Raw genomic sequence first — 18,734 nt, 5'->3', positions numbered from 1 at the left:
GAAGTGTCAGGAAAGAGATTACCAGCCTTTCACTGCGCCGCCGTTAAAGATCTTGTTCGCAGCTTCCGCGACTTCGTCAGACTGATAAGCCTGAACGAATTTTTTCACGTTTTCAGCATCTTTGTTATCTTCGCGGCTGACGAGCAGGTTCACGTACGGCGAATCTTTATCTTCAACGAAGATGCCGTCTTTGGCCGGCGTCAGGCCGATCTGGCTGGCGTAGGTGGTGTTGATTACCGCCAGCGCGATCTGCTGGTCATCCAGCGAACGCGGCAGCTGCGGCGCTTCCAGCTCGACGATCTTCAGGTTTTTCGGGTTCTCGACGATATCCAGCGAGGTCGGCAGCAGGCCGACGCCATCCTTCAGCTTGATCAGGCCCACTTTCTGCAGCAGCAGCAGAGAACGGCCAAGGTTGGTCGGATCGTTAGGGATAGCGACCTGCGCGCCGTTCTGCAGCTCGTCCAGCGATTTGATTTTTTTCGAGTAGCCAGCAATCGGATAAACGAAAGAGTTGCCGACCGGCACCAGCTTGTAGCCGCGATCTTTGATCTGCTGATCCAGATAAGGTTTGTGCTGGAAGGCGTTGACGTCGATATCGCCTTTGCTCAGCGCTTCGTTCGGCAGCACGTAGTCGTTAAAGGTCACCAGCTCGACGTCGAGGCCATATTTATCCTTCGCGACTTTCTGCGCCGCTTCGGCGACCTGCTGCTCTGCGCCGACAATCACGCCCACTTTGATGTGGTTCGGATCTTTGGCTTTCTGATCGCATCCTGCCAGCGCAATCGCGCCAATCAGTGCACCCACAGCGGCAATCTTTTTAAATGTAGAAGTCATATCTCTTCCTTAATGGAGACGTAATGATATTGCTGACTTATTTATGGGACACGGCACGCACGATGCGGTCGCCACAAAACTGAATTAAATACACCAGAACGACCAGTAACACGAGCACCGTATTCATCACCGTCGCGTTATAGCCGATATAGCCGTACTGATAGCCAATCTGCCCCAGCCCGCCCGCGCCGACGGCGCCGCCCATGGCGGAGTAGCCGACCAGCGTAATCAGCGTGATAGTCGCGGCGTTCACCAGGCCCGGCAGCGCTTCCGGCAGCAGCACCTTGCGCACAATTTGCAGCGGCGTGGCGCCCATGGCGCGCGACGCTTCGATCAGTCCAGTCGGCAGCTCAAGCAGCGCGTTCTCAACCATACGCGCGATAAAAGGCGCGGCGCCGACGGTCAGCGGCACGATAGCCGCCTGCAGGCCGATAGAGGTGCCGACGATGGCGCGAGTAAAGGGAATCATCCAGACCAGCAGAATGATAAAGGGAATAGAACGGAAAATATTCACCAGCGCGGAGAGGATGCGATAGAGCGTCCGGTTTTCCCGAATCTGTCCCGGACGAGTGACGTAGAGCAGCACGCCGACCGGCAGACCCAGCACGAAGCCAAAGAAGCCGGAGACAAAGGTCATCATCAGCGTTTCCCAGACGCCGCGCGCCAGTAAAGCCATCATCGCCTCAGACATAACCCAGTACCTCTACTTTCACATGATTTTCCTGCAGCCACGCGATAGCGGCGTTGGCGTCGCTCTCAGCGCCGTCCATTTCGGCCAGCATAATGCCGAACTTCACGCCGCCGGCGTAATCCATCTGCGCGCTGATAATATTGTTATTGACGTTAAAGCGTCGCGCGGCTTCAGAGAGCAGCGGCGCGTCGACCGACTTGCCGGTGAATTCAAGACGCAGCAGCGGCACGCGCTCGGCAGCAGGCTGCGACATCATGCGCTGCTGATAATCCTCAGGGATATCGAGGTGCAGCGTCGACTGGATAAACTGCTGCGCCAGCGGCGTTTTCGGATGCGAGAAGACTTCGCTGACGCTGTCTTTTTCAATCAGCTCGCCCTGGCTGATTACTGCAACCTGATCGCAGATGCGCTTCACCACGTCCATCTCGTGCGTAATCAGCAGAATGGTCAGGCCGAGGCGACGGTTAATGTCTTTCAGCAGCTCGAGGATAGATCGGGTGGTAGCGGGATCGAGCGCGCTGGTGGCTTCGTCGCACAGCAGCACTTTGGGATTGCTGGCCAGCGCGCGGGCGATGGCGACGCGCTGTTTCTGACCGCCGGAAAGATTGGCGGGCCAGGCGTCATGCTTATCAGCCAGGCCGACCAGCTCCAGCAGTTCCGTTACGCGCTGTTTAATCGCTTCGCGCGACAGACTGCCCAGCTCAAGCGGCAGCGCCACGTTGCCGAAGACGGTACGCGAGTTCATTAAATTAAAGTGCTGGAAGATCATGCCGATTTGACGGCGCGCCTGAGTCAGCTGACGTTCGCTCAGGGCGGTTAACTCCTGGCCATCAACCAGTACGCGGCCTGACGTCGGGCGTTCCAGCAGGTTAACGCAGCGGATAAGCGTACTTTTACCGGCGCCGGACGAGCCGATAACGCCATAAATCTGTCCTGCAGGCACATGTAGGCTCACATCAGAGAGCGCCTGAATAGTGCGTGAGCCTTGCTGGAACACTTTGGTAATATTTTCGAGTTTAATCATTAGGTTATTTATTATCGTCTTGCGTTGTCCGTGGTGTGGAACCTTTCGCGCTGAACTCCGGTGCGAAAGCTGAACGGATGGTAAGGCATCCAGACGTCTAAATCAATCAAAGTCATCTCATCTGCCATTCTCTCTTTTATTGCAATCATGCAATACTAGGCGGCAATTTTAGTAGCATCTTTAGTAGCAGGAGTTTCTCAGTGGCGAATAAAGTCCCGGCTGTATTTCTCGATCGTGATGGCACCTTGAACGTGGATCACGGCTATGTCCATGAAATCGACAACTTCCAGTTTATCGACGGCGCCATCGAGGCGTTGCAGGAGCTGAAGAAGATGGGATTCGCGCTGGTGCTGATCACCAATCAGTCCGGCATCGCCCGCGGCATGTTCAGCGAAGACCAGTTCATGCAGCTGACTGAATGGATGGACTGGTCGCTGGCGGACCGCGACGTCGATCTCGACGGCATCTATTTCTGTCCGCATCTGCCGGACGCGCCGGTGGAAGCCTATCGTCAGGAGTGCGACTGCCGCAAGCCGCATCCTGGCATGCTGCTTTCAGCGCAGAAGCATCTCGATATCGACATGGCGGCTTCTTATATGGTGGGTGACAAAACAGAAGACGTGCTGGCCGGCAAAGCGGCGGGCGTAGGCATAAACGTGCTGGTGCGCAGCGGCAAACCCGTCACGGCGGAAGGGGAAGCGGCTGCAGATTGGGTACTTAATAGTATCGCCGAGCTGCCTCAGGCGATTAAAAAGCGCTAAAAACATGCGTTTTGCGCATTAATCAGACGAACGACACAAAACTTTAAAAAAGGGTCTTGCGCTCTCTGAACGACTCCCTATAATGCGCCTCCATCGACACGGCACAACGGCTTACGGAATGCGGTGTTGAGGTGATGAAAGTCACCGTCGGTCAGAGCGAAAATAAACGCTTGACTGACACAGAGAGTAGCGTAATATACGCCACCTCGCAGCAGCAGGCTCCGCCGCTGACTGCACCGCTCTTTAACAATTTATCAGACAATCTGTGTGGGCACTCGAGAGCAGATATCAAAGCCTCCGGGCTTAAAAAATATCAAGCCTCACGAGTGGACACATAATGACATTCATTATGACGTTTTACAGATGAGCACCGCTTAACTGGTTTAAGCAAATCAAACTTAAATTGAAGAGTTTGATCATGGCTCAGATTGAACGCTGGCGGCAGGCCTAACACATGCAAGTCGAACGGCAGCACAGAAGAGCTTGCTCTTCGGGTGGCGAGTGGCGGACGGGTGAGTAATGTCTGGGAAACTGCCCGATGGAGGGGGATAACTACTGGAAACGGTAGCTAATACCGCATAACGTCGCAAGACCAAAGTGGGGGACCTTCGGGCCTCACACCATCGGATGTGCCCAGATGGGATTAGCTAGTAGGTGGGGTAACGGCTCACCTAGGCGACGATCCCTAGCTGGTCTGAGAGGATGACCAGCCACACTGGAACTGAGACACGGTCCAGACTCCTACGGGAGGCAGCAGTGGGGAATATTGCACAATGGGCGCAAGCCTGATGCAGCCATGCCGCGTGTATGAAGAAGGCCTTCGGGTTGTAAAGTACTTTCAGCGGGGAGGAAGGCGACGCGGTTAATAACCGGGTCGATTGACGTTACCCGCAGAAGAAGCACCGGCTAACTCCGTGCCAGCAGCCGCGGTAATACGGAGGGTGCAAGCGTTAATCGGAATTACTGGGCGTAAAGCGCACGCAGGCGGTCTGTCAAGTCGGATGTGAAATCCCCGGGCTTAACCTGGGAACTGCATTCGAAACTGGCAGGCTAGAGTCTTGTAGAGGGGGGTAGAATTCCAGGTGTAGCGGTGAAATGCGTAGAGATCTGGAGGAATACCGGTGGCGAAGGCGGCCCCCTGGACAAAGACTGACGCTCAGGTGCGAAAGCGTGGGGAGCAAACAGGATTAGATACCCTGGTAGTCCACGCCGTAAACGATGTCGACTTGGAGGCTGTTCCCCTGAGGAGTGGCTTCCGGAGCTAACGCGTTAAGTCGACCGCCTGGGGAGTACGGCCGCAAGGTTAAAACTCAAATGAATTGACGGGGGCCCGCACAAGCGGTGGAGCATGTGGTTTAATTCGATGCAACGCGAAGAACCTTACCTACTCTTGACATCCAGAGAACTTGGCAGAGATGCCTTGGTGCCTTCGGGAACTCTGAGACAGGTGCTGCATGGCTGTCGTCAGCTCGTGTTGTGAAATGTTGGGTTAAGTCCCGCAACGAGCGCAACCCTTATCCTTTGTTGCCAGCGATTCGGTCGGGAACTCAAAGGAGACTGCCGGTGATAAACCGGAGGAAGGTGGGGATGACGTCAAGTCATCATGGCCCTTACGAGTAGGGCTACACACGTGCTACAATGGCGCATACAAAGAGAAGCGACCTCGCGAGAGCAAGCGGACCTCATAAAGTGCGTCGTAGTCCGGATCGGAGTCTGCAACTCGACTCCGTGAAGTCGGAATCGCTAGTAATCGTGGATCAGAATGCCACGGTGAATACGTTCCCGGGCCTTGTACACACCGCCCGTCACACCATGGGAGTGGGTTGCAAAAGAAGTAGGTAGCTTAACCTTCGGGAGGGCGCTTACCACTTTGTGATTCATGACTGGGGTGAAGTCGTAACAAGGTAACCGTAGGGGAACCTGCGGTTGGATCACCTCCTTACCTGAAGATACTGCCTTTCGAAGTGCTCACACAGATTGTCTGATAGAAAAGTAAAGAAGCAAGACGGCTGCGAAGTCGTGACGCATTTTTTGTGTCCCCTTCGTCTAGCGGTTAGGACTCCGCCCTTTCACGGCGGCAACAGGGGTTCGAATCCCCTAGGGGACGCCACTTGCTTGGTGACAGGTGAAAGGTGTCTCCACGAAGTATCTCAAAACTGGCCTCAGGGTCACGTTTGAGATATTGCTCTTTAACAATCCGGAACAAGCTGAAAATTGAAACGACGCGTCGCGTTATTCCTCCGTAATAAGGAATAAAGGCAGCGCGTTCGAGTCTCTCAATTAATCACATCCGCGACGTCGCAAGACGCCTGTGGGTTGTGAGGTTAAGCGACTAAGCGTACACGGTGGATGCCCTGGCAGTCAGAGGCGATGAAGGACGTGCTAATCTGCGAAAAGCGCCGGCAAGGTGATATGAACCGCTACAGCCGGCGATGTCCGAATGGGGAAACCCAGTGTGTTTCGACACACTATCGCAACATGAATACATAGTGTTGCGAGGCGAACCGGGGGAACTGAAACATCTAAGTACCCCGAGGAAAAGAAATCAACCGAGATTCCCCCAGTAGCGGCGAGCGAACGGGGAGCAGCCCAGAGCCTGAATCAGCTTGTGTGTTAGTGGAAGCGTCTGGAAAGTCGCAGGGTACAGGGTGACACTCCCGTACACGAAAACACACATTCTGTGAGCTCGATGAGTAGGGCGGGACACGTGGTATCCTGTCTGAATATGGGGGGACCATCCTCCAAGGCTAAATACTCCTGACTGACCGATAGTGAACCAGTACCGTGAGGGAAAGGCGAAAAGAACCCCGGCGAGGGGAGTGAAACAGAACCTGAAACCGTGTACGTACAAGCAGTGGGAGCCTCTTTATGGGGTGACTGCGTACCTTTTGTATAATGGGTCAGCGACTTATATTCTGTAGCAAGGTTAACCGTATAGGGGAGCCGCAGGGAAACCGAGTCTTAACTGGGCGTTAAGTTGCAGGGTATAGACCCGAAACCCGGTGATCTAGCCATGGGCAGGTTGAAGGTTGGGTAACACTAACTGGAGGACCGAACCGACTAATGTTGAAAAATTAGCGGATGACCTGTGGCTGGGGGTGAAAGGCCAATCAAACCGGGAGATAGCTGGTTCTCCCCGAAAGCTATTTAGGTAGCGCCTCGTGAACTCATCCTCGGGGGTAGAGCACTGTTTCGGCTAGGGGGCCATCCCGGCTTACCAACCCGATGCAAACTGCGAATACCGAGGAATGTTATCACGGGAGACACACGGCGGGTGCTAACGTCCGTCGTGAAGAGGGAAACAACCCAGACCGCCAGCTAAGGTCCCAAAGTCATGGTTAAGTGGGAAACGATGTGGGAAGGCCCAGACAGCCAGGATGTTGGCTTAGAAGCAGCCATCATTTAAAGAAAGCGTAATAGCTCACTGGTCGAGTCGGCCTGCGCGGAAGATGTAACGGGGCTAAACCATGCACCGAAGCTGCGGCAGCGACGCGCAAGCGTTGTTGGGTAGGGGAGCGTTCTGTAAGCCGTCGAAGGTGTGCTGTGAGGCATGCTGGAGGTATCAGAAGTGCGAATGCTGACATAAGTAACGATAAAGCGGGTGAAAAGCCCGCTCGCCGGAAGACCAAGGGTTCCTGTCCAACGTTAATCGGGGCAGGGTGAGTCGACCCCTAAGGCGAGGCCGAAAGGCGTAGTCGATGGGAAACAGGTTAATATTCCTGTACTTGGTGTTGCTGCGAAGGGGGGACGGAGAAGGCTATGTTGGCCGGGCGACGGTTGTCCCGGTTTAAGCGTGTAGGTGTGTGCTCCAGGCAAATCCGGTGCACTTTACACTGAGGCGTGACGACGAGGCACTACGGTGCTGAAGCAACAAATGCCCTGCTTCCAGGAAAAGCCTCTAAGCTCCAGGCAACACGAAATCGTACCCCAAACCGACACAGGTGGTCAGGTAGAGAATACCAAGGCGCTTGAGAGAACTCGGGTGAAGGAACTAGGCAAAATGGTGCCGTAACTTCGGGAGAAGGCACGCTGGCGCGTAGGTGAAGGGACTTGCTCCCGGAGCCGAGGCCAGTCGAAGATACCAGCTGGCTGCAACTGTTTATTAAAAACACAGCACTGTGCAAACACGAAAGTGGACGTATACGGTGTGACGCCTGCCCGGTGCCGGAAGGTTAATTGATGGGGTTATCCGCAAGGAGAAGCTCTTGATCGAAGCCCCGGTAAACGGCGGCCGTAACTATAACGGTCCTAAGGTAGCGAAATTCCTTGTCGGGTAAGTTCCGACCTGCACGAATGGCGTAATGATGGCCAGGCTGTCTCCACCCGAGACTCAGTGAAATTGAAATCGCTGTGAAGATGCAGTGTACCCGCGGCAAGACGGAAAGACCCCGTGAACCTTTACTACAGCTTGACACTGAACACTGGTCCTTGATGTGTAGGATAGGTGGGAGGCTTTGAAGCGTGGACGCCAGTCTGCGTGGAGCCATCCTTGAAATACCACCCTTTAATGGCTGGTGTTCTAACGTAGGCCCGTTATCCGGGCTGCGGACAGTGTCTGGTGGGTAGTTTGACTGGGGCGGTCTCCTCCCAAAGCGTAACGGAGGAGCACGAAGGTTGGCTAATCCTGGTCGGACATCAGGAGGTTAGTGCAATGGCATAAGCCAGCTTGACTGCGAGAGTGACGGCTCGAGCAGGTGCGAAAGCAGGTCATAGTGATCCGGTGGTTCTGAATGGAAGGGCCATCGCTCAACGGATAAAAGGTACTCCGGGGATAACAGGCTGATACCGCCCAAGAGTTCATATCGACGGCGGTGTTTGGCACCTCGATGTCGGCTCATCACATCCTGGGGCTGAAGTAGGTCCCAAGGGTACGGCTGTTCGCCGTTTAAAGTGGTACGCGAGCTGGGTTTAGAACGTCGTGAGACAGTTCGGTCCCTATCTGCCGTGGGCGCTGGAAAACTGAGGGGGGTTGCTCCTAGTACGAGAGGACCGGAGTGAACGCACCGCTGGTGTTCGGGTTGTCATGCCAATGGCACTGCCCGGTAGCTAAGTGCGGAAGAGATAAGTGCTGAAAGCATCTAAGCACGAAACTTGCCCCGAGATGAGTTTTCCCTGAGCACTTGATGCTCCTGAAGGGACGTTGAAGACGACGACGTTGATAGGCCGGGTGTGTAAGCGCAGCGATGCGTTGAGCTAACCGGTACTAATGACCCGTGAGGCTTAACCTTACAACGCCAGAGGCGTTTTGTGAGACGCGAGATTTTCAGCTTGTGACGGATATATTCTGCGCGGCCCGTCGGGCGGCGCGGAGACAGAATTTGCCTGGCGGCCTTAGCGCGGCGGTCCCACCTGACCCCATGCCGAACTCAGAAGTGAAACGCCGTAGCGCCGATGGTAGTGTGGGGTCTCCCCATGCGAGAGTAGGGAACTGCCAGGCATCCAAATTGGTATCCACCCGCGAGGGTGACACCGGTTATCAGCGAGACCCCGCTGGTAGCAGCAGTATTCGGTGGTGCGGTAGTTCAGTCGGTTAGAATACCGGCCTGTCACGCCGGGGGTCGCGGGTTCGAGTCCCGTCCGCACCGCCACCTAACAGATAAGCCCTGACTGCAAAGTCAGGGCTTTTTCTTTTGCGTTAAAAAACCTCATTCGCACACGATGATTCCGACAATTACCAACACCAATTGAAACCCCCGACTAAAATCCCTATAACTGACAGGTGCAACGGGTACGGAAGGAATTGGGCAATAACGTGCGAAAAAAAACTTATGCAATGCGCTATGTCGCGGGTCAGCCGGTCGAACAGATCTTTCCGCCGGGCGCCATGCTACATCTTGGCCAGGCGCTTCCGCCAGGGGCGCCGCTGTCGCCTGACGCCCATCTGAAAGTACTGGTGTGGAATATTTTCAAACAGCAGCGCGCCGACTGGATGTCCGTACTACAGGGATTTGGCAAAGACGCGCACCTGGTATTGTTGCAGGAGGCACAAACCACGCCTGAACTGGTAAAGTTTGCGACCAGTAACTATCTGGCCGCCGATCAGGTTCCTGCCTTTGTGCTGCCTCAGCATCCTTCTGGCGTGATGACGCTCGCTTCTGCACATCCAGTCTACTGCTGCCCGCTGCGTGAGCGAGAGCCGCTGCTGCGGCTGGCTAAGTCGGCGCTGGTCACCGCCTATCCGCTGCCGACCGGTGAAATGCTAATGGTCGTCAATATCCACGCGGTTAATTTCAGCCTCGGCATCGATGTGTACAGCAAGCAGCTGGGGCCGATAGGCGAACAGATCCTGCATCACAAAGGGCCGGTTATCATGGCGGGCGATTTCAACGCATGGAGCCGCCAGCGCATCCACGCGCTCTATCGGTTCGCGCGCGAAATGACGCTGAAAGAGGTGAGGTTTACGGACGATCACCGACGTAAGGCCTTTGGCCGCCCTCTGGACTTTGTCTTCTATCGCGATATGAACGTCAGCAGGGCCTCTGTACTGGTTACGCGCGCCTCAGACCATAACCCCTTACTGGTCGAGTTTAACGCCGCACGCTAACGCCAGCACGCGCCTGTTCGCCTTCTCCCTGTAATAACGCGAGAAGGCGAATTTCTCGCCTGAATGCCATTCTCGCATCCTCAGCTTTTATTTTTGCCGCGCATAGCATTTCAGTCCGCGTGTGAGAGGAAGGCGTGTTTTATGCGCGACTATCAAGAGATTGAAAAGGGGAGAGAAAAGCGTGCAGAAATGAAAAAAGGCCAACAAATGTTGGCCTTTTCAACGCATCAGGTATCAGGCGATGCGCTATTATTGACGTAGAGCGTTAGCCTGTCACCAGGCTGGATATCTTTCGTGCTGCTCAGGACCGTATTCCAGCGCATCACATCTTTGATATCGACGCCGTGGCGCCTTGCAATACTGGCAAGAGAATCACCTTTACGCACGCGATAGGTGATGCTGTTGCTATTATCAGCCAGGCTTGTGCCGCTATCGCCGACGGTCAGCGTCTGACCGATACGAACATTGGCGCCCCGCAAATTATTCTGCTGCTTCAGCGACGCAACGCTGACGCCCAGCTTGCTGGCGATGCCGGAAAGCGTATCGCCGCGACGCACTTTATAGCTGCTGCCAGACGCGCTGTTTTTCGCCAGCTGCGTCGGCTGTACCGCTGCGATGTCGCCGGAAGCCAGCGAGCTACGCAGCTTCGCCACGTGGGACTTCGGTACTAAAATGTACTGCGGTCCGTTGGGCGCGGTAGCGCCTTTTTTATAGCCGGTATTGAAGCTCTTGAGCTTGCTGAGCGACATACCCGCCATTTCGGCAGCCTGCGTCAACTGCATCTGCTGACCGACTTCAACACGCGCCAGCGCGCGGCTTTCGTCAGGCGTCGGCAGTTTAATACCGTAGCGCTTGTTGTTCTTAAGCAGATCGCTCAAGGCCAACATTTTCGGTACGTAGACCGTGGTCTCGCGTGGCAGCGACAGATTCCAGAAGTCGGTAGGCTTTCCGCGCGCCTTATTCTGTTTAATCGCCTTTAACACACGTCCTTCACCGCTGTTATAAGCAGCAACGGTCAGCAACCAGTCGCCGTCAAACATCTTGTTCAGACGCTGCATCATATCCAGCGCAACCTTGGTCGAGGCCACCACATCGCGGCGTCCGTCGTACCACTGGTTTTGTTTCAAACCATAGTTTTTGCCCGTTGTCGCAACAATCTGCCAGATGCCGGCGGCATTGGCTGATGAGGTTGCATGGGGGTCAAAAGCGCTCTCCACTATGGGTAGCAGTACCAGTTCCATCGGCATCTTACGTTTATGTATCTGCTCGACTATCCAGTACATGTACGGCTCTGCCCGTAATGTTACATCGTGGAGATAGCTCTTATTTTTTAAGTACTTTTGTTTTTGTTCGCGGATCCGGCTGTTTTCCGGAATCCCCATCTTCAACTCGTCACTAATGAAACTCCAGAGATCGGTATCTTCTGCGAGGCCAGTTCCATCTTCCTGCCATCGCGGCGACAACATTCGATCACCGTACTTTCCATTTTCACCTTGACCAGCTGAAGACAGACTCTGGGCATGCTGTTCGGGGATATTGGCGTCATTCCGTGATGCCTGACATCCCACCAGCAAGACCGAGGCGAGTAATATCGCTTTAGCCTTCATGTGTGTGTCAATAGTTCGCTTAAAAGACGAGCAACTATACGTGACGCCCTGTCACAACACAACCCGAAAAATCAAAACTGGTCTTTCTTCTCCCGTAAAAGGGCAAATGTGTCCCATATGTGGTCGGGTGTTAAATTTATGTTCAATGCTCTTTGTAAATCAGGATCTTGCGTACGCAAAAATAAATTTATTTGCCGTTCGTGCGCCAGTTTTGTGGGTAAAGTAATGCCATTTTTGGCGCGTAAGTCCTTAATTTTCTGATATTCGGCCGTAATTTGCGGATCATGGGGCAGAATAGCCGCAGCAAACTTCAAATTAGATAAAGTGTACTCATGCGCGCAGCAAATCAGAGTGTCGCCGGGAAGCTGATCAAGCTTCTGAAATGATTCATACATTTGTTCGGCTGTGCCCTCAAAAAGCCGCCCGCAGCCGCCGGAAAACATCGTGTCGCCACAGAAAAGATAAGGTGAACTGTAATATGAGATATGTCCTAAAGTATGACCAGGCGTATGGATCACGCTGAAGTTCATACCCAGCAGCGACACCGTATCGCCTTCACTTACTACCGTTGTCGCGCCTTTATCTTCGGTTTCCTGTGGACCGAAAACCTCGATGCCGGGAAATTTTTCCCGCAGAGCTTGTACGCCGCCGACATGATCGTGATGATGGTGAGTCAGTAGAATCCCCGCCGGTTTCCAGCCGTTCGCGTAGACTTTCTCCAGCACGGGTTGCGCTTCGCCAGGATCGACAATCAGGCAGTTGCCGGCGTCGTCGTTTAGCGTCCAGATGTAGTTATCCTGTAGCGCAGGAATACTGGTAAGATTCATAATCACCTCTCGCAGGCCGTTAGAAAAGGAAGATGGTAAAGCATGAAGCGCGCTAAAACACGCCAGATTCTGACCGCGCCGCACTCCTGGCGCGATATGCCATGGGGAGACTATTTCCGCGACGCGCTGACTCAGCAACTCCAGCCCTACCTGGGAAAGCTATATGGCTTTCATATGCTTAAGCTTGGCAACCTTAGTGCAGAAATCAACACTGAACACTGCGCTATTTCACATCAGGTCAATGTCGGCAGCGAAGGCGAGCTGCTGCAGGTGCTGGCGCACCCGACGCAGCTGCCGTTTGAGTCCAAGTCTATCGACGCCTGCTTGCTGGCGCACACGCTGGCCTGGAGCCAGGACCCGCACCGGGTGCTGCGCGAAGTGGATCGCGTACTGATCGACGACGGCTGGATGATTATCAGCGGGTTCAACCCCTTTTCGCTGCTGGGCATCAGCAAAGCGCTGCCCGGCATTCAGCGTAAAGCGCCGTGGAGCGGACGGATGTTTAGCCAGATGCGCCTGCTTGACTGGCTGAGCCTGCTTAATTACGAAGTGGTGTTTCGCACCCGATTCCAGGTGGTGCCCTGGCACCGGCAGGGCGGCAAGGTGATCAGCGCGCATCTGCCTGCGCTGGGCTGCCTGAATATCGTCGTAGCGCGTAAACGCACATTCCCGCTCACGCCGACTAAGGCGAAAAAGGCGCTGGGCAAGGCGCAGCTGCGTCCGGCGGTGAACGCCACGCGGCAGTTCCGCGCGGCGAAGGATCAGGACTCGACCTTGTAGCCGATATCCTCTGACTGCGGATGCGACGCCGCGCTGCGCGCCAGCTCGTCGCAGCGTTCGTTTTCCGGATGGCCAGCATGACCTTTGACCCATTCCCACTGGATCTCATGCCCGGCCAGCGCGCTGTCGAGGCGCTTCCAGAGATCGACGTTTTTCACCGGCTTCTTATCCGCCGTTTTCCAGCCGCGCTTTTTCCAGTTGTGGATCCAGCTGGTAATGCCCTGACGCACATACTGGCTGTCGGTGCTCAGCACCACGTGACAAGGCTCTTTCAGCGCCTCCAGCGCCACAATCGCCGCCATCAGCTCCATGCGGTTATTGGTGGTGAGTCGGTAACCGGCGCTGAACAGCTTTTCGTGCTGACCGTAACGTAAAATCGCGCCGTAGCCGCCGGGACCGGGATTGCCGAGGCAGGATCCGTCGGTGAATATTTCTACCTGCTTGCGCATCTCTGGTAGACTCCCTTCTGAGAAAAACGCCAAGTCTGACATAAAACGAATCCTATGAGCACTGCAAATAACCGCCAGATCGTACTCGATACTGAAACCACCGGCATGAACATGATCGGTGTGCATTACGAAGGTCACCGCATCATTGAAATTGGTGCGGTAGAGGTGGTGAACCGTCGCCTGACCGGCAATAACTTCCATATCTATCTGCGCCCCGATCGGCTGGTGGATCCGGAAGCGTTCGGCGTACACGGCATTGCGGATGAGTTTCTCGCCGATAAGCCGACCTTCGCCGAGATCGCGGACGAATTCCTCGACTACATCCGCGGCGCTGAGCTGGTGATCCATAACGCCTCGTTTGATATCGGCTTTATGGACTATGAGTTTTCCATGCTGAACCGCGGCATTGCGAAAACCGAAACCTTCTGTCGCATCACCGACAGCCTGGCGATGGCGCGTAAGATGTTCCCGGGCAAGCGCAACAGTCTGGATGCGCTCTGCTCGCGCTATGAGATCGACAACAGCAAGCGTACGCTGCACGGCGCGCTGCTCGACTCCGAAATCCTGGCGGAAGTCTTCCTGGCGATGACCGGCGGCCAGACGTCGCTGGCGTTTTCGCAGGAAGGGGACGGCGCGCAGCAGAACGAAGGCGAAACCATCCAGCGCATCGTTCGGCCCGCCTCAGCGCTGCGCGTCGTGGCGGCATCGGACGAAGAGGTGATTGCGCATGAGTCACGGCTCGATCTGGTGATGAAAAAAGGCGGAAGCTGCCTGTGGCGCGGTTAGCAGAAAGGGTTTCGCTGGTTAAATCAGCGTTAAGCGTAAAAAAACAGCAAACGCGCGGCGCGGCGAGAAAAAGCGTTGACGGGGTCCTGAGCGGCCATTAATATGCGCCTCGTTCCCGACGGGGAACACAGCGCGGTGCGGTAGTTCAGTCGGTTAGAATACCGGCCTGTCACGCCGGGGGTCGCGGGTTCGAGTCCCGTCCGCACCGCCAACTCTTCAGAAAGGCCGATTCAGCAATGAATCGGCCTTTTGCTTTTCTGCGCTCTCACCCCTTACTTTTCCTGCATCGCAACGCCGCCAGCGAAAGGCTGCGCCGCGCTCGCTTCGCGCTCATGACGCGCCAGATAGCGATAGCATCCGCCGCCCAGCGCCGCACCGATAAACCAGCTAAAGCTGGCGACCTCATGCAGCGACGGCACAAAGCTGATAATCAGGCCGATAATCACCGACGGCAGCAGCGCGGCGATCGCTTTCGGGTTAAAGCCGCCGCGATACCAGTAGCGGCCCTGCGGCGTCGCGTCGAACAGGTCGTCGACAAAGACGCGGCTGCGTTTGATCAGATAGAAATCCGCCAGCAGAATGCCGAACAGCGGCCCGATAAAGGCGCCCAGCACGTCTAAGGTGTAGTGGATCAGCTCAGGCGACTGAAACAGGTTCCACGGCGTCAGCAGCACCGATCCCACCGCGGCAATCATACCGCCGGTGCGGAAGCTGATTTTCTGCGGCGAGCAGTTAGAAAAATCGAACGCCGGCGAGACGAAGTTCGCCACGATATTAATGCCGATGGTGGCGGTGATCATGGTCAGCAGCCCGATAGCGACCGCCACATCGTTGCCGACCATACTGACGGTTTCGATCGGATCGGTAATCATTTTGCCGAACAGCGACTGCGTGCCGGAGACGATCACCACCGTCACCACCGAGAAGAGCAAAAAGTTAAAGGGCAGGCCCCAGCGGTTGCCGCGACGGATCTCGCCCATGCTTTTGCCGTAGCGCGAGAAGTCGCCGAAGTTGAGCAGCGGCCCGGAAAAGTAGGAGACCACCAGCGCGGTGGCGGTGATCATCTGCCAGCTCTGTTCGCCTGCGCTCAGCGACTTGCTCGCCAGGGTAAAAGAGATACCGTCGAAGCCGGTTTTGTATACAATCCAGCCCGCCAGCGCCACCATCACCACATAGACGGCGGGACCCGCCACGTCGATAAAGCGCTTAATGGCGCTCATGCCGTGCCAGAACACCATCGCCTGTAACAGCCACATCACGCCGAAACAGCACCAGCCCAGCAGCGACAGGCCCAGCCAGCTGGCGTGGGTCATCGACGCCAGCGCCGGAAAGAATTTCAGCAGCACCAGCATCAGCGCGTTGGCGGCCAGATAGGTCTGAATGCCATACCAGGCGAAAGCGATCAGCCCGCGGATCACCGCTGGAATATTGGCGCCAAAGACGCCGAACGCCTGGCGACAGATCACCGCATAGGGTACGCCTGCCATCTGGCTCGGCTTCGCCACCAGGTTGGCGCACAGCTGTACGATGCAGATCCCCGCCAGCAGGCAAATCAGCACCTGCCAGCTCGCCAGCCCAAGGGTGAAAAAGCTGGCCGCGACCACATAGCCGCCCATGCTGTGCACATCCGACATCCAGAAAGAGAAGATGTTGTACCACGTCCAGCTCTGCTGGCGCGTCGGCGCCAGATCCTCATTGGTCAGGCGGGGACTGTAGCGCGCGCGGGCTTCAGCGGCCGACGCGGAAACATGTTGTTGAGGGTTTGGCATGAAACCTGCTCCTTATCACGAGGGTTAACGGTCATAGCAACGTGAAAAGCTGTTGCAGGATCCAGGCCAGAATTGAAATCTTGTATACAAAAAAAAGTGTTCACGTATACGATGGTGGCACACAGCCTGTAAAGGGAGTCCGGTATGAGAAGTGAGACAGGCCAGCCGCTGGCCGCCGATCTCGGGGATAAAGACGAACCTATCTACCAGGCGTTGATGAACGCCATAGTGGAGCATCAGTTGCCGCCAGGCAGCAAACTGCCGGAAGAGGCGCTGGCAGAGGTGTTCGGCGTCAGCCGCACCGGCATTCGCAAAGTTCTGCAGCGCCTCGCCGCAGTGCAGATGGTGACGCTGTTGCCCAGGCGCGGTGCACAGGTAACCACGCCAGGCGTTGATGAAGCGCGCGATATTTTCCGCACCCGGGCGCTGATCGAGTGCGCCAATCTGCCCGCCGTGCTGGCGCATCTGCAGCCGCCGCATCTGGCGGGACTCGCGCAGCGCATCGCCCAGGAGCAGCAGGCGCACGACGCGCGCGACGGCGCGGCGGCGATCCGTCTCTCCGCGGCTTTCCATATCGAACTGCAGGCGATTGCGGGCAATCAGGTGCTGACCGAACTGGTCACGCGCCTGACGCAGCGCTCCTCGCTGGTGATCGCCGCATGGGGCGCGCCCTGGCAGCAGGGCTGCCGTTGCGACGATCACGACCGACTGGTGTCCTACCTGCGCGCGGGCGACCTCGCCGCACTGACCCAGGCGCTGCAGCACCACTTCGACCATATCGTCTCCAGCCTGCACTTCGAGCGCAGCGGCGAAACGCTGCCCGACTTCTCACGGTTATTTGCCCGTCATAAAGAGGTGACATCATGAGCCTGATCCAGGTGATCAACCCCAACACCAGCCTGGCGATGACGGAAACCATCGGCGCTGCGGCGCGTGCGGTGGCGGCGCCGGGCACCGAGATTATCGCCGTGTCGCCCTCGCAGGGCGTGCCCTCGATTGAAGGCCACTTCGACGAGGCGATCGCGGCGATCGGCGTGCTGGAGCAGGTGAAACGCGGCAAAGCGCAGGGCGTCAGCGGCCACGTTATCGCCTGCTTCGGCGACCCCGGACTGCTGGCGGCGCGCGAGCTGGCCAGCGGGCCGGTCATCGGCATCGCCGAAGCGGCGATGCACGCCGCGACGCTGGTGGCGACGCGCTTTTCCATCGTCACCACGCTGCCGCGTACGCTGATCATCGCGCGCCATCTGCTGCAGCAGTACGGTTTTACCCATCACTGCGCCGCGCTGCACGCTATCGATCTGCCGGTGCTGGCGCTGGAGGATGGTTCGGGGCTGGCGCAGGAGAAGGTGCGCCAGCAGTGCCTGCAGGCGAAGCAACAGGATGGCAGCGGCGCCATCGTGCTGGGCTGCGGCGGCATGGCGACGCTGGCGCGCGAGCTGACGCAGGAGCTGGGGATGCCGGTGATCGATGGCGTCAGCGCGGCGGTAAAAATGGTCGAGGCGCTGGTGGCGCTTGGCTTCGGCACCAGCAAGCATGGCGATCTCGCTCAGCCGATCGCCAAACCTCTCTCAGGCGCGTTTCAGCATCTAAACTAACGAAACCTTGCCGCAATTAAACAGGAATTGATGAATGGATAGTGCAGAGAAGAAAGAGTACAGCTTCAACAAAAACTATCCGCGCGATCTGATTGGCTATGGCGCCACGCCGCCGCACGCCGCCTGGCCGAACAAGGCGCGCGTGGCGGTACAGTTCGTGCTCAACTATGAAGAGGGCGCAGAGAACAACGTGCTGCACGGCGATGCCGGATCCGAGCAGTTCCTCTCCGATATCATCGGCGCGGCCAGCTATCCCGATCGCCATATGTCGATGGATTCGCTCTACGAATATGGTTCGCGCGCCGGCTTCTGGCGCATCCACCGCGAATTCCAGAAGCGCGGCCTGCCGCTGACGGTGTTCGGCGTCGCGATGGCGCTGGCGCGTCATCCGGAGATCGTCGAGGCGATCAAACAGGCCGACTACGACGTGGTAAGCCACGGCTGGCGCTGGATCCACTACCAGTCGATGGATGCCAAAACCGAACGCCAGCATATGCAGCAGGCGGTCGACGTGCTTACCGATCTGTTCGGCAAAGCGCCCACCGGCTGGTACACCGGCCGCGACAGCCCCAACACGCGGCGGCTGGTGGTCGAGCAGGGCAGTTTTAGCTACGACAGCGACTATTACGGCGACGATCTGCCGTTCTGGATGCAGGTCACCTGTCAGGACGGCACCGTGAAGCCGCATCTGGTGATCCCCTATACGCTGGAGTGCAACGATATGCGCTTCGCCACGCCGCAGGGGTTTAACACCGCCGAGCAGTTCTTCACCTACCTGCGCGACACCTTTGACGTGCTCTATGAAGAGGGCGAAACCCAGCCGAAAATGATGTCGGTCGGCATGCACTGCCGCCTGCTAGGCCGGCCTGGCAAATTCAAAGCGCTGCAAAACTTCCTCGACCATATCCAGCAGCATAACGACGTCTGGATCTGTACCCGCCAGCAGATCGCCGACCACTGGGCTGCCGTACATCCCGCGCCGCAACCCTGAGAATAACCCGGCGCGGCTGCACAGATAGCCGCGCTTCTCCTCTGTTCTTGTTAAAAAGATGTAACGGATTATTTAG

The 18,734-nt window shown here is 56.6% G+C and carries 14 protein-coding genes, 3 tRNA genes and 3 rRNA genes; 13 read left to right on the top strand and 7 right to left on the bottom strand.

All coding sequences use genetic code 11. The features are described 5' to 3' along the window. Positions 1-18 precede the first annotated feature (18 nt). Genes PVE98_RS16040 through metN form a run of 3 tightly spaced genes read right to left on the bottom strand, consistent with a single transcriptional unit; the run spans position 19 to position 2,549 of the window. Positions 19-834, bottom strand: a complete 816-nt coding sequence (locus PVE98_RS16040; protein WP_033749614.1) for a MetQ/NlpA family lipoprotein — start codon at positions 832-834, stop codon at positions 19-21. 37 nt (positions 835-871) lie between these two features. Next, positions 872-1,525: a methionine ABC transporter permease MetI gene (locus PVE98_RS16035; RefSeq protein ID WP_033749615.1), complete on the bottom strand. Its 654-nt coding sequence runs from the start codon at positions 1,523-1,525 to the stop codon at positions 872-874. Then, a complete protein-coding gene (metN, locus tag PVE98_RS16030) occupies positions 1,518-2,549 on the bottom strand; it encodes a methionine ABC transporter ATP-binding protein MetN (protein ID WP_096072613.1) in 1,032 nt (343 codons plus the stop codon). Before metN ends, PVE98_RS16035 begins: the two co-directional genes overlap by 8 nt. Positions 2,550-2,749: 200 nt before the next feature. On the opposite strand from metN, the gene gmhB reads away from it, so the two are divergent. The 7 genes from gmhB to PVE98_RS15995 all read left to right on the top strand — a co-directional run bounded on the left by gmhB (position 2,750) and on the right by PVE98_RS15995 (position 9,854). Then, positions 2,750-3,310, top strand: coding sequence for a D-glycero-beta-D-manno-heptose 1,7-bisphosphate 7-phosphatase (gmhB, locus tag PVE98_RS16025; protein WP_033749617.1), 561 nt, complete (start codon positions 2,750-2,752; stop codon positions 3,308-3,310). Positions 3,311-3,710: 400 nt separating this feature from the next. After that, positions 3,711-5,252 (top strand): 16S ribosomal RNA (locus tag PVE98_RS16020). Positions 5,253-5,345: 93 nt separating this feature from the next. After that, positions 5,346-5,420: transfer RNA gene (locus PVE98_RS16015), tRNA-Glu, on the top strand. A 212-nt stretch (positions 5,421-5,632) separates the two neighbouring features. Further along, a 23S ribosomal RNA gene (locus tag PVE98_RS16010) occupies positions 5,633-8,538 on the top strand. Positions 8,539-8,631: 93 nt separating this feature from the next. Next, positions 8,632-8,747 (top strand): 5S ribosomal RNA (gene rrf, locus PVE98_RS16005). Together the 16S, 23S and 5S rRNA genes with 2 tRNA genes alongside form the textbook arrangement of a ribosomal RNA operon. Before the next feature lie 74 nt (positions 8,748-8,821). Further along, positions 8,822-8,898: transfer RNA gene (locus PVE98_RS16000), tRNA-Asp, on the top strand. Positions 8,899-9,062: 164 nt separating this feature from the next. Beyond that, positions 9,063-9,854, top strand: a complete 792-nt coding sequence (locus PVE98_RS15995; RefSeq protein WP_033752903.1) for an endonuclease/exonuclease/phosphatase family protein — start codon at positions 9,063-9,065, stop codon at positions 9,852-9,854. Positions 9,855-10,081: 227 nt separating this feature from the next. Here PVE98_RS15995 and mltD read toward each other — a convergent pair whose 3' ends face one another. Together mltD and gloB are read right to left on the bottom strand one after the other, a co-directional pair. After that, a complete protein-coding gene (gene mltD, locus PVE98_RS15990; protein ID WP_033752881.1) occupies positions 10,082-11,461 on the bottom strand; it encodes a murein transglycosylase D in 1,380 nt (459 codons plus the stop codon). A 71-nt stretch (positions 11,462-11,532) separates the two neighbouring features. Further along, the gene (gene gloB / locus PVE98_RS15985; RefSeq protein ID WP_033752880.1) at positions 11,533-12,288 is read right to left on the bottom strand and encodes a hydroxyacylglutathione hydrolase; all 756 of its coding nucleotides are present in this window, start codon (positions 12,286-12,288) and stop codon (positions 11,533-11,535) included. A gap of 42 nt (positions 12,289-12,330) precedes the next feature. Here gloB and PVE98_RS15980 point away from each other — a divergent pair, with 42 nt between their 5' ends. Further along, entirely contained in the window at positions 12,331-13,068 is a 738-nt protein-coding gene (locus PVE98_RS15980) for a class I SAM-dependent methyltransferase (RefSeq protein ID WP_033752879.1), read from the top strand. Here the strand turns inward: PVE98_RS15980 and rnhA are convergent. Then, complete coding sequence (gene rnhA / locus PVE98_RS15975; RefSeq protein ID WP_033752878.1) at positions 13,050-13,517, bottom strand: ribonuclease HI; 468 nt, start codon at positions 13,515-13,517, stop codon at positions 13,050-13,052. The two genes, PVE98_RS15980 and rnhA, sit on opposite strands and share 19 nt — an antisense overlap. A 54-nt stretch (positions 13,518-13,571) precedes the next feature. Between rnhA and dnaQ the strand changes: the two genes are divergently transcribed. Both dnaQ and PVE98_RS15965 read left to right on the top strand, forming a co-directional pair. After that, positions 13,572-14,303 (top strand): DNA polymerase III subunit epsilon, encoded by a 732-nt coding sequence (gene dnaQ / locus PVE98_RS15970; RefSeq protein ID WP_033752877.1) that lies wholly within the window; start codon positions 13,572-13,574, stop codon positions 14,301-14,303. Between the two features lie 134 nt (positions 14,304-14,437). Next, a tRNA-Asp gene (locus tag PVE98_RS15965) sits at positions 14,438-14,514 on the top strand. Positions 14,515-14,575: 61 nt separating this feature from the next. Here the strand turns inward: PVE98_RS15965 and PVE98_RS15960 are convergent. Beyond that, complete coding sequence (locus PVE98_RS15960; protein WP_033752876.1) at positions 14,576-16,072, bottom strand: NCS1 family nucleobase:cation symporter-1; 1,497 nt, start codon at positions 16,070-16,072, stop codon at positions 14,576-14,578. Between the two features lie 144 nt (positions 16,073-16,216). Between PVE98_RS15960 and PVE98_RS15955 the strand changes: the two genes are divergently transcribed. Genes PVE98_RS15955 through puuE form a run of 3 tightly spaced genes read left to right on the top strand, consistent with a single transcriptional unit; the run spans position 16,217 to position 18,658 of the window. After that, positions 16,217-16,939, top strand: coding sequence for a GntR family transcriptional regulator (locus PVE98_RS15955; RefSeq protein WP_096072614.1), 723 nt, complete (start codon positions 16,217-16,219; stop codon positions 16,937-16,939). Then, positions 16,936-17,667 (top strand): allantoin racemase, encoded by a 732-nt coding sequence (gene hpxA / locus PVE98_RS15950; RefSeq protein ID WP_096072615.1) that lies wholly within the window; start codon positions 16,936-16,938, stop codon positions 17,665-17,667. The genes PVE98_RS15955 and hpxA overlap by 4 nt, the downstream gene beginning before the upstream one ends. Positions 17,668-17,701: 34 nt before the next feature. Next, positions 17,702-18,658: an allantoinase PuuE gene (gene puuE / locus PVE98_RS15945; RefSeq protein ID WP_096072616.1), complete on the top strand. Its 957-nt coding sequence runs from the start codon at positions 17,702-17,704 to the stop codon at positions 18,656-18,658. The last annotated feature ends 76 nt before the right edge of the window (positions 18,659-18,734 follow it).

Origin of the sequence: Pantoea sp. GABEPS69 (assembly GCF_045780835.1) — a bacterium.
In the GTDB taxonomy this organism is placed as follows: Bacteria; Pseudomonadota; Gammaproteobacteria; order Enterobacterales; family Enterobacteriaceae; genus Pantoea; species Pantoea septica.
This window is presented reverse-complemented; position numbering and strand designations above follow the sequence as displayed.

Excerpts from the sequence above, each read along its gene's own strand:
- puuE (WP_096072616.1), top strand. The coding sequence starts at position 17,702 with ATGGATAGTGCAGAGAAGAAAGAGTACAGCTTCAACAAAAACTATCCG.
- rnhA (WP_033752878.1), bottom strand. The coding sequence starts at position 13,517 with ATGCGCAAGCAGGTAGAAATATTCACCGACGGATCCTGCCTCGGCAAT.
- mltD (WP_033752881.1), bottom strand. The coding sequence starts at position 11,461 with ATGAAGGCTAAAGCGATATTACTCGCCTCGGTCTTGCTGGTGGGATGT.
- hpxA (WP_096072615.1), top strand. The coding sequence starts at position 16,936 with ATGAGCCTGATCCAGGTGATCAACCCCAACACCAGCCTGGCGATGACG.
- gloB (WP_033752880.1), bottom strand. The coding sequence starts at position 12,288 with ATGAATCTTACCAGTATTCCTGCGCTACAGGATAACTACATCTGGACG.
- PVE98_RS15960 (WP_033752876.1), bottom strand. The coding sequence starts at position 16,072 with ATGCCAAACCCTCAACAACATGTTTCCGCGTCGGCCGCTGAAGCCCGC.
- PVE98_RS16040 (WP_033749614.1), bottom strand. The coding sequence starts at position 834 with ATGACTTCTACATTTAAAAAGATTGCCGCTGTGGGTGCACTGATTGGC.
- PVE98_RS15955 (WP_096072614.1), top strand. The coding sequence starts at position 16,217 with ATGAGAAGTGAGACAGGCCAGCCGCTGGCCGCCGATCTCGGGGATAAA.
- dnaQ (WP_033752877.1), top strand. The coding sequence starts at position 13,572 with ATGAGCACTGCAAATAACCGCCAGATCGTACTCGATACTGAAACCACC.
- metN (WP_096072613.1), bottom strand. The coding sequence starts at position 2,549 with ATGATTAAACTCGAAAATATTACCAAAGTGTTCCAGCAAGGCTCACGC.
- PVE98_RS16035 (WP_033749615.1), bottom strand. The coding sequence starts at position 1,525 with ATGTCTGAGGCGATGATGGCTTTACTGGCGCGCGGCGTCTGGGAAACG.
- PVE98_RS15980 (WP_033752879.1), top strand. The coding sequence starts at position 12,331 with ATGAAGCGCGCTAAAACACGCCAGATTCTGACCGCGCCGCACTCCTGG.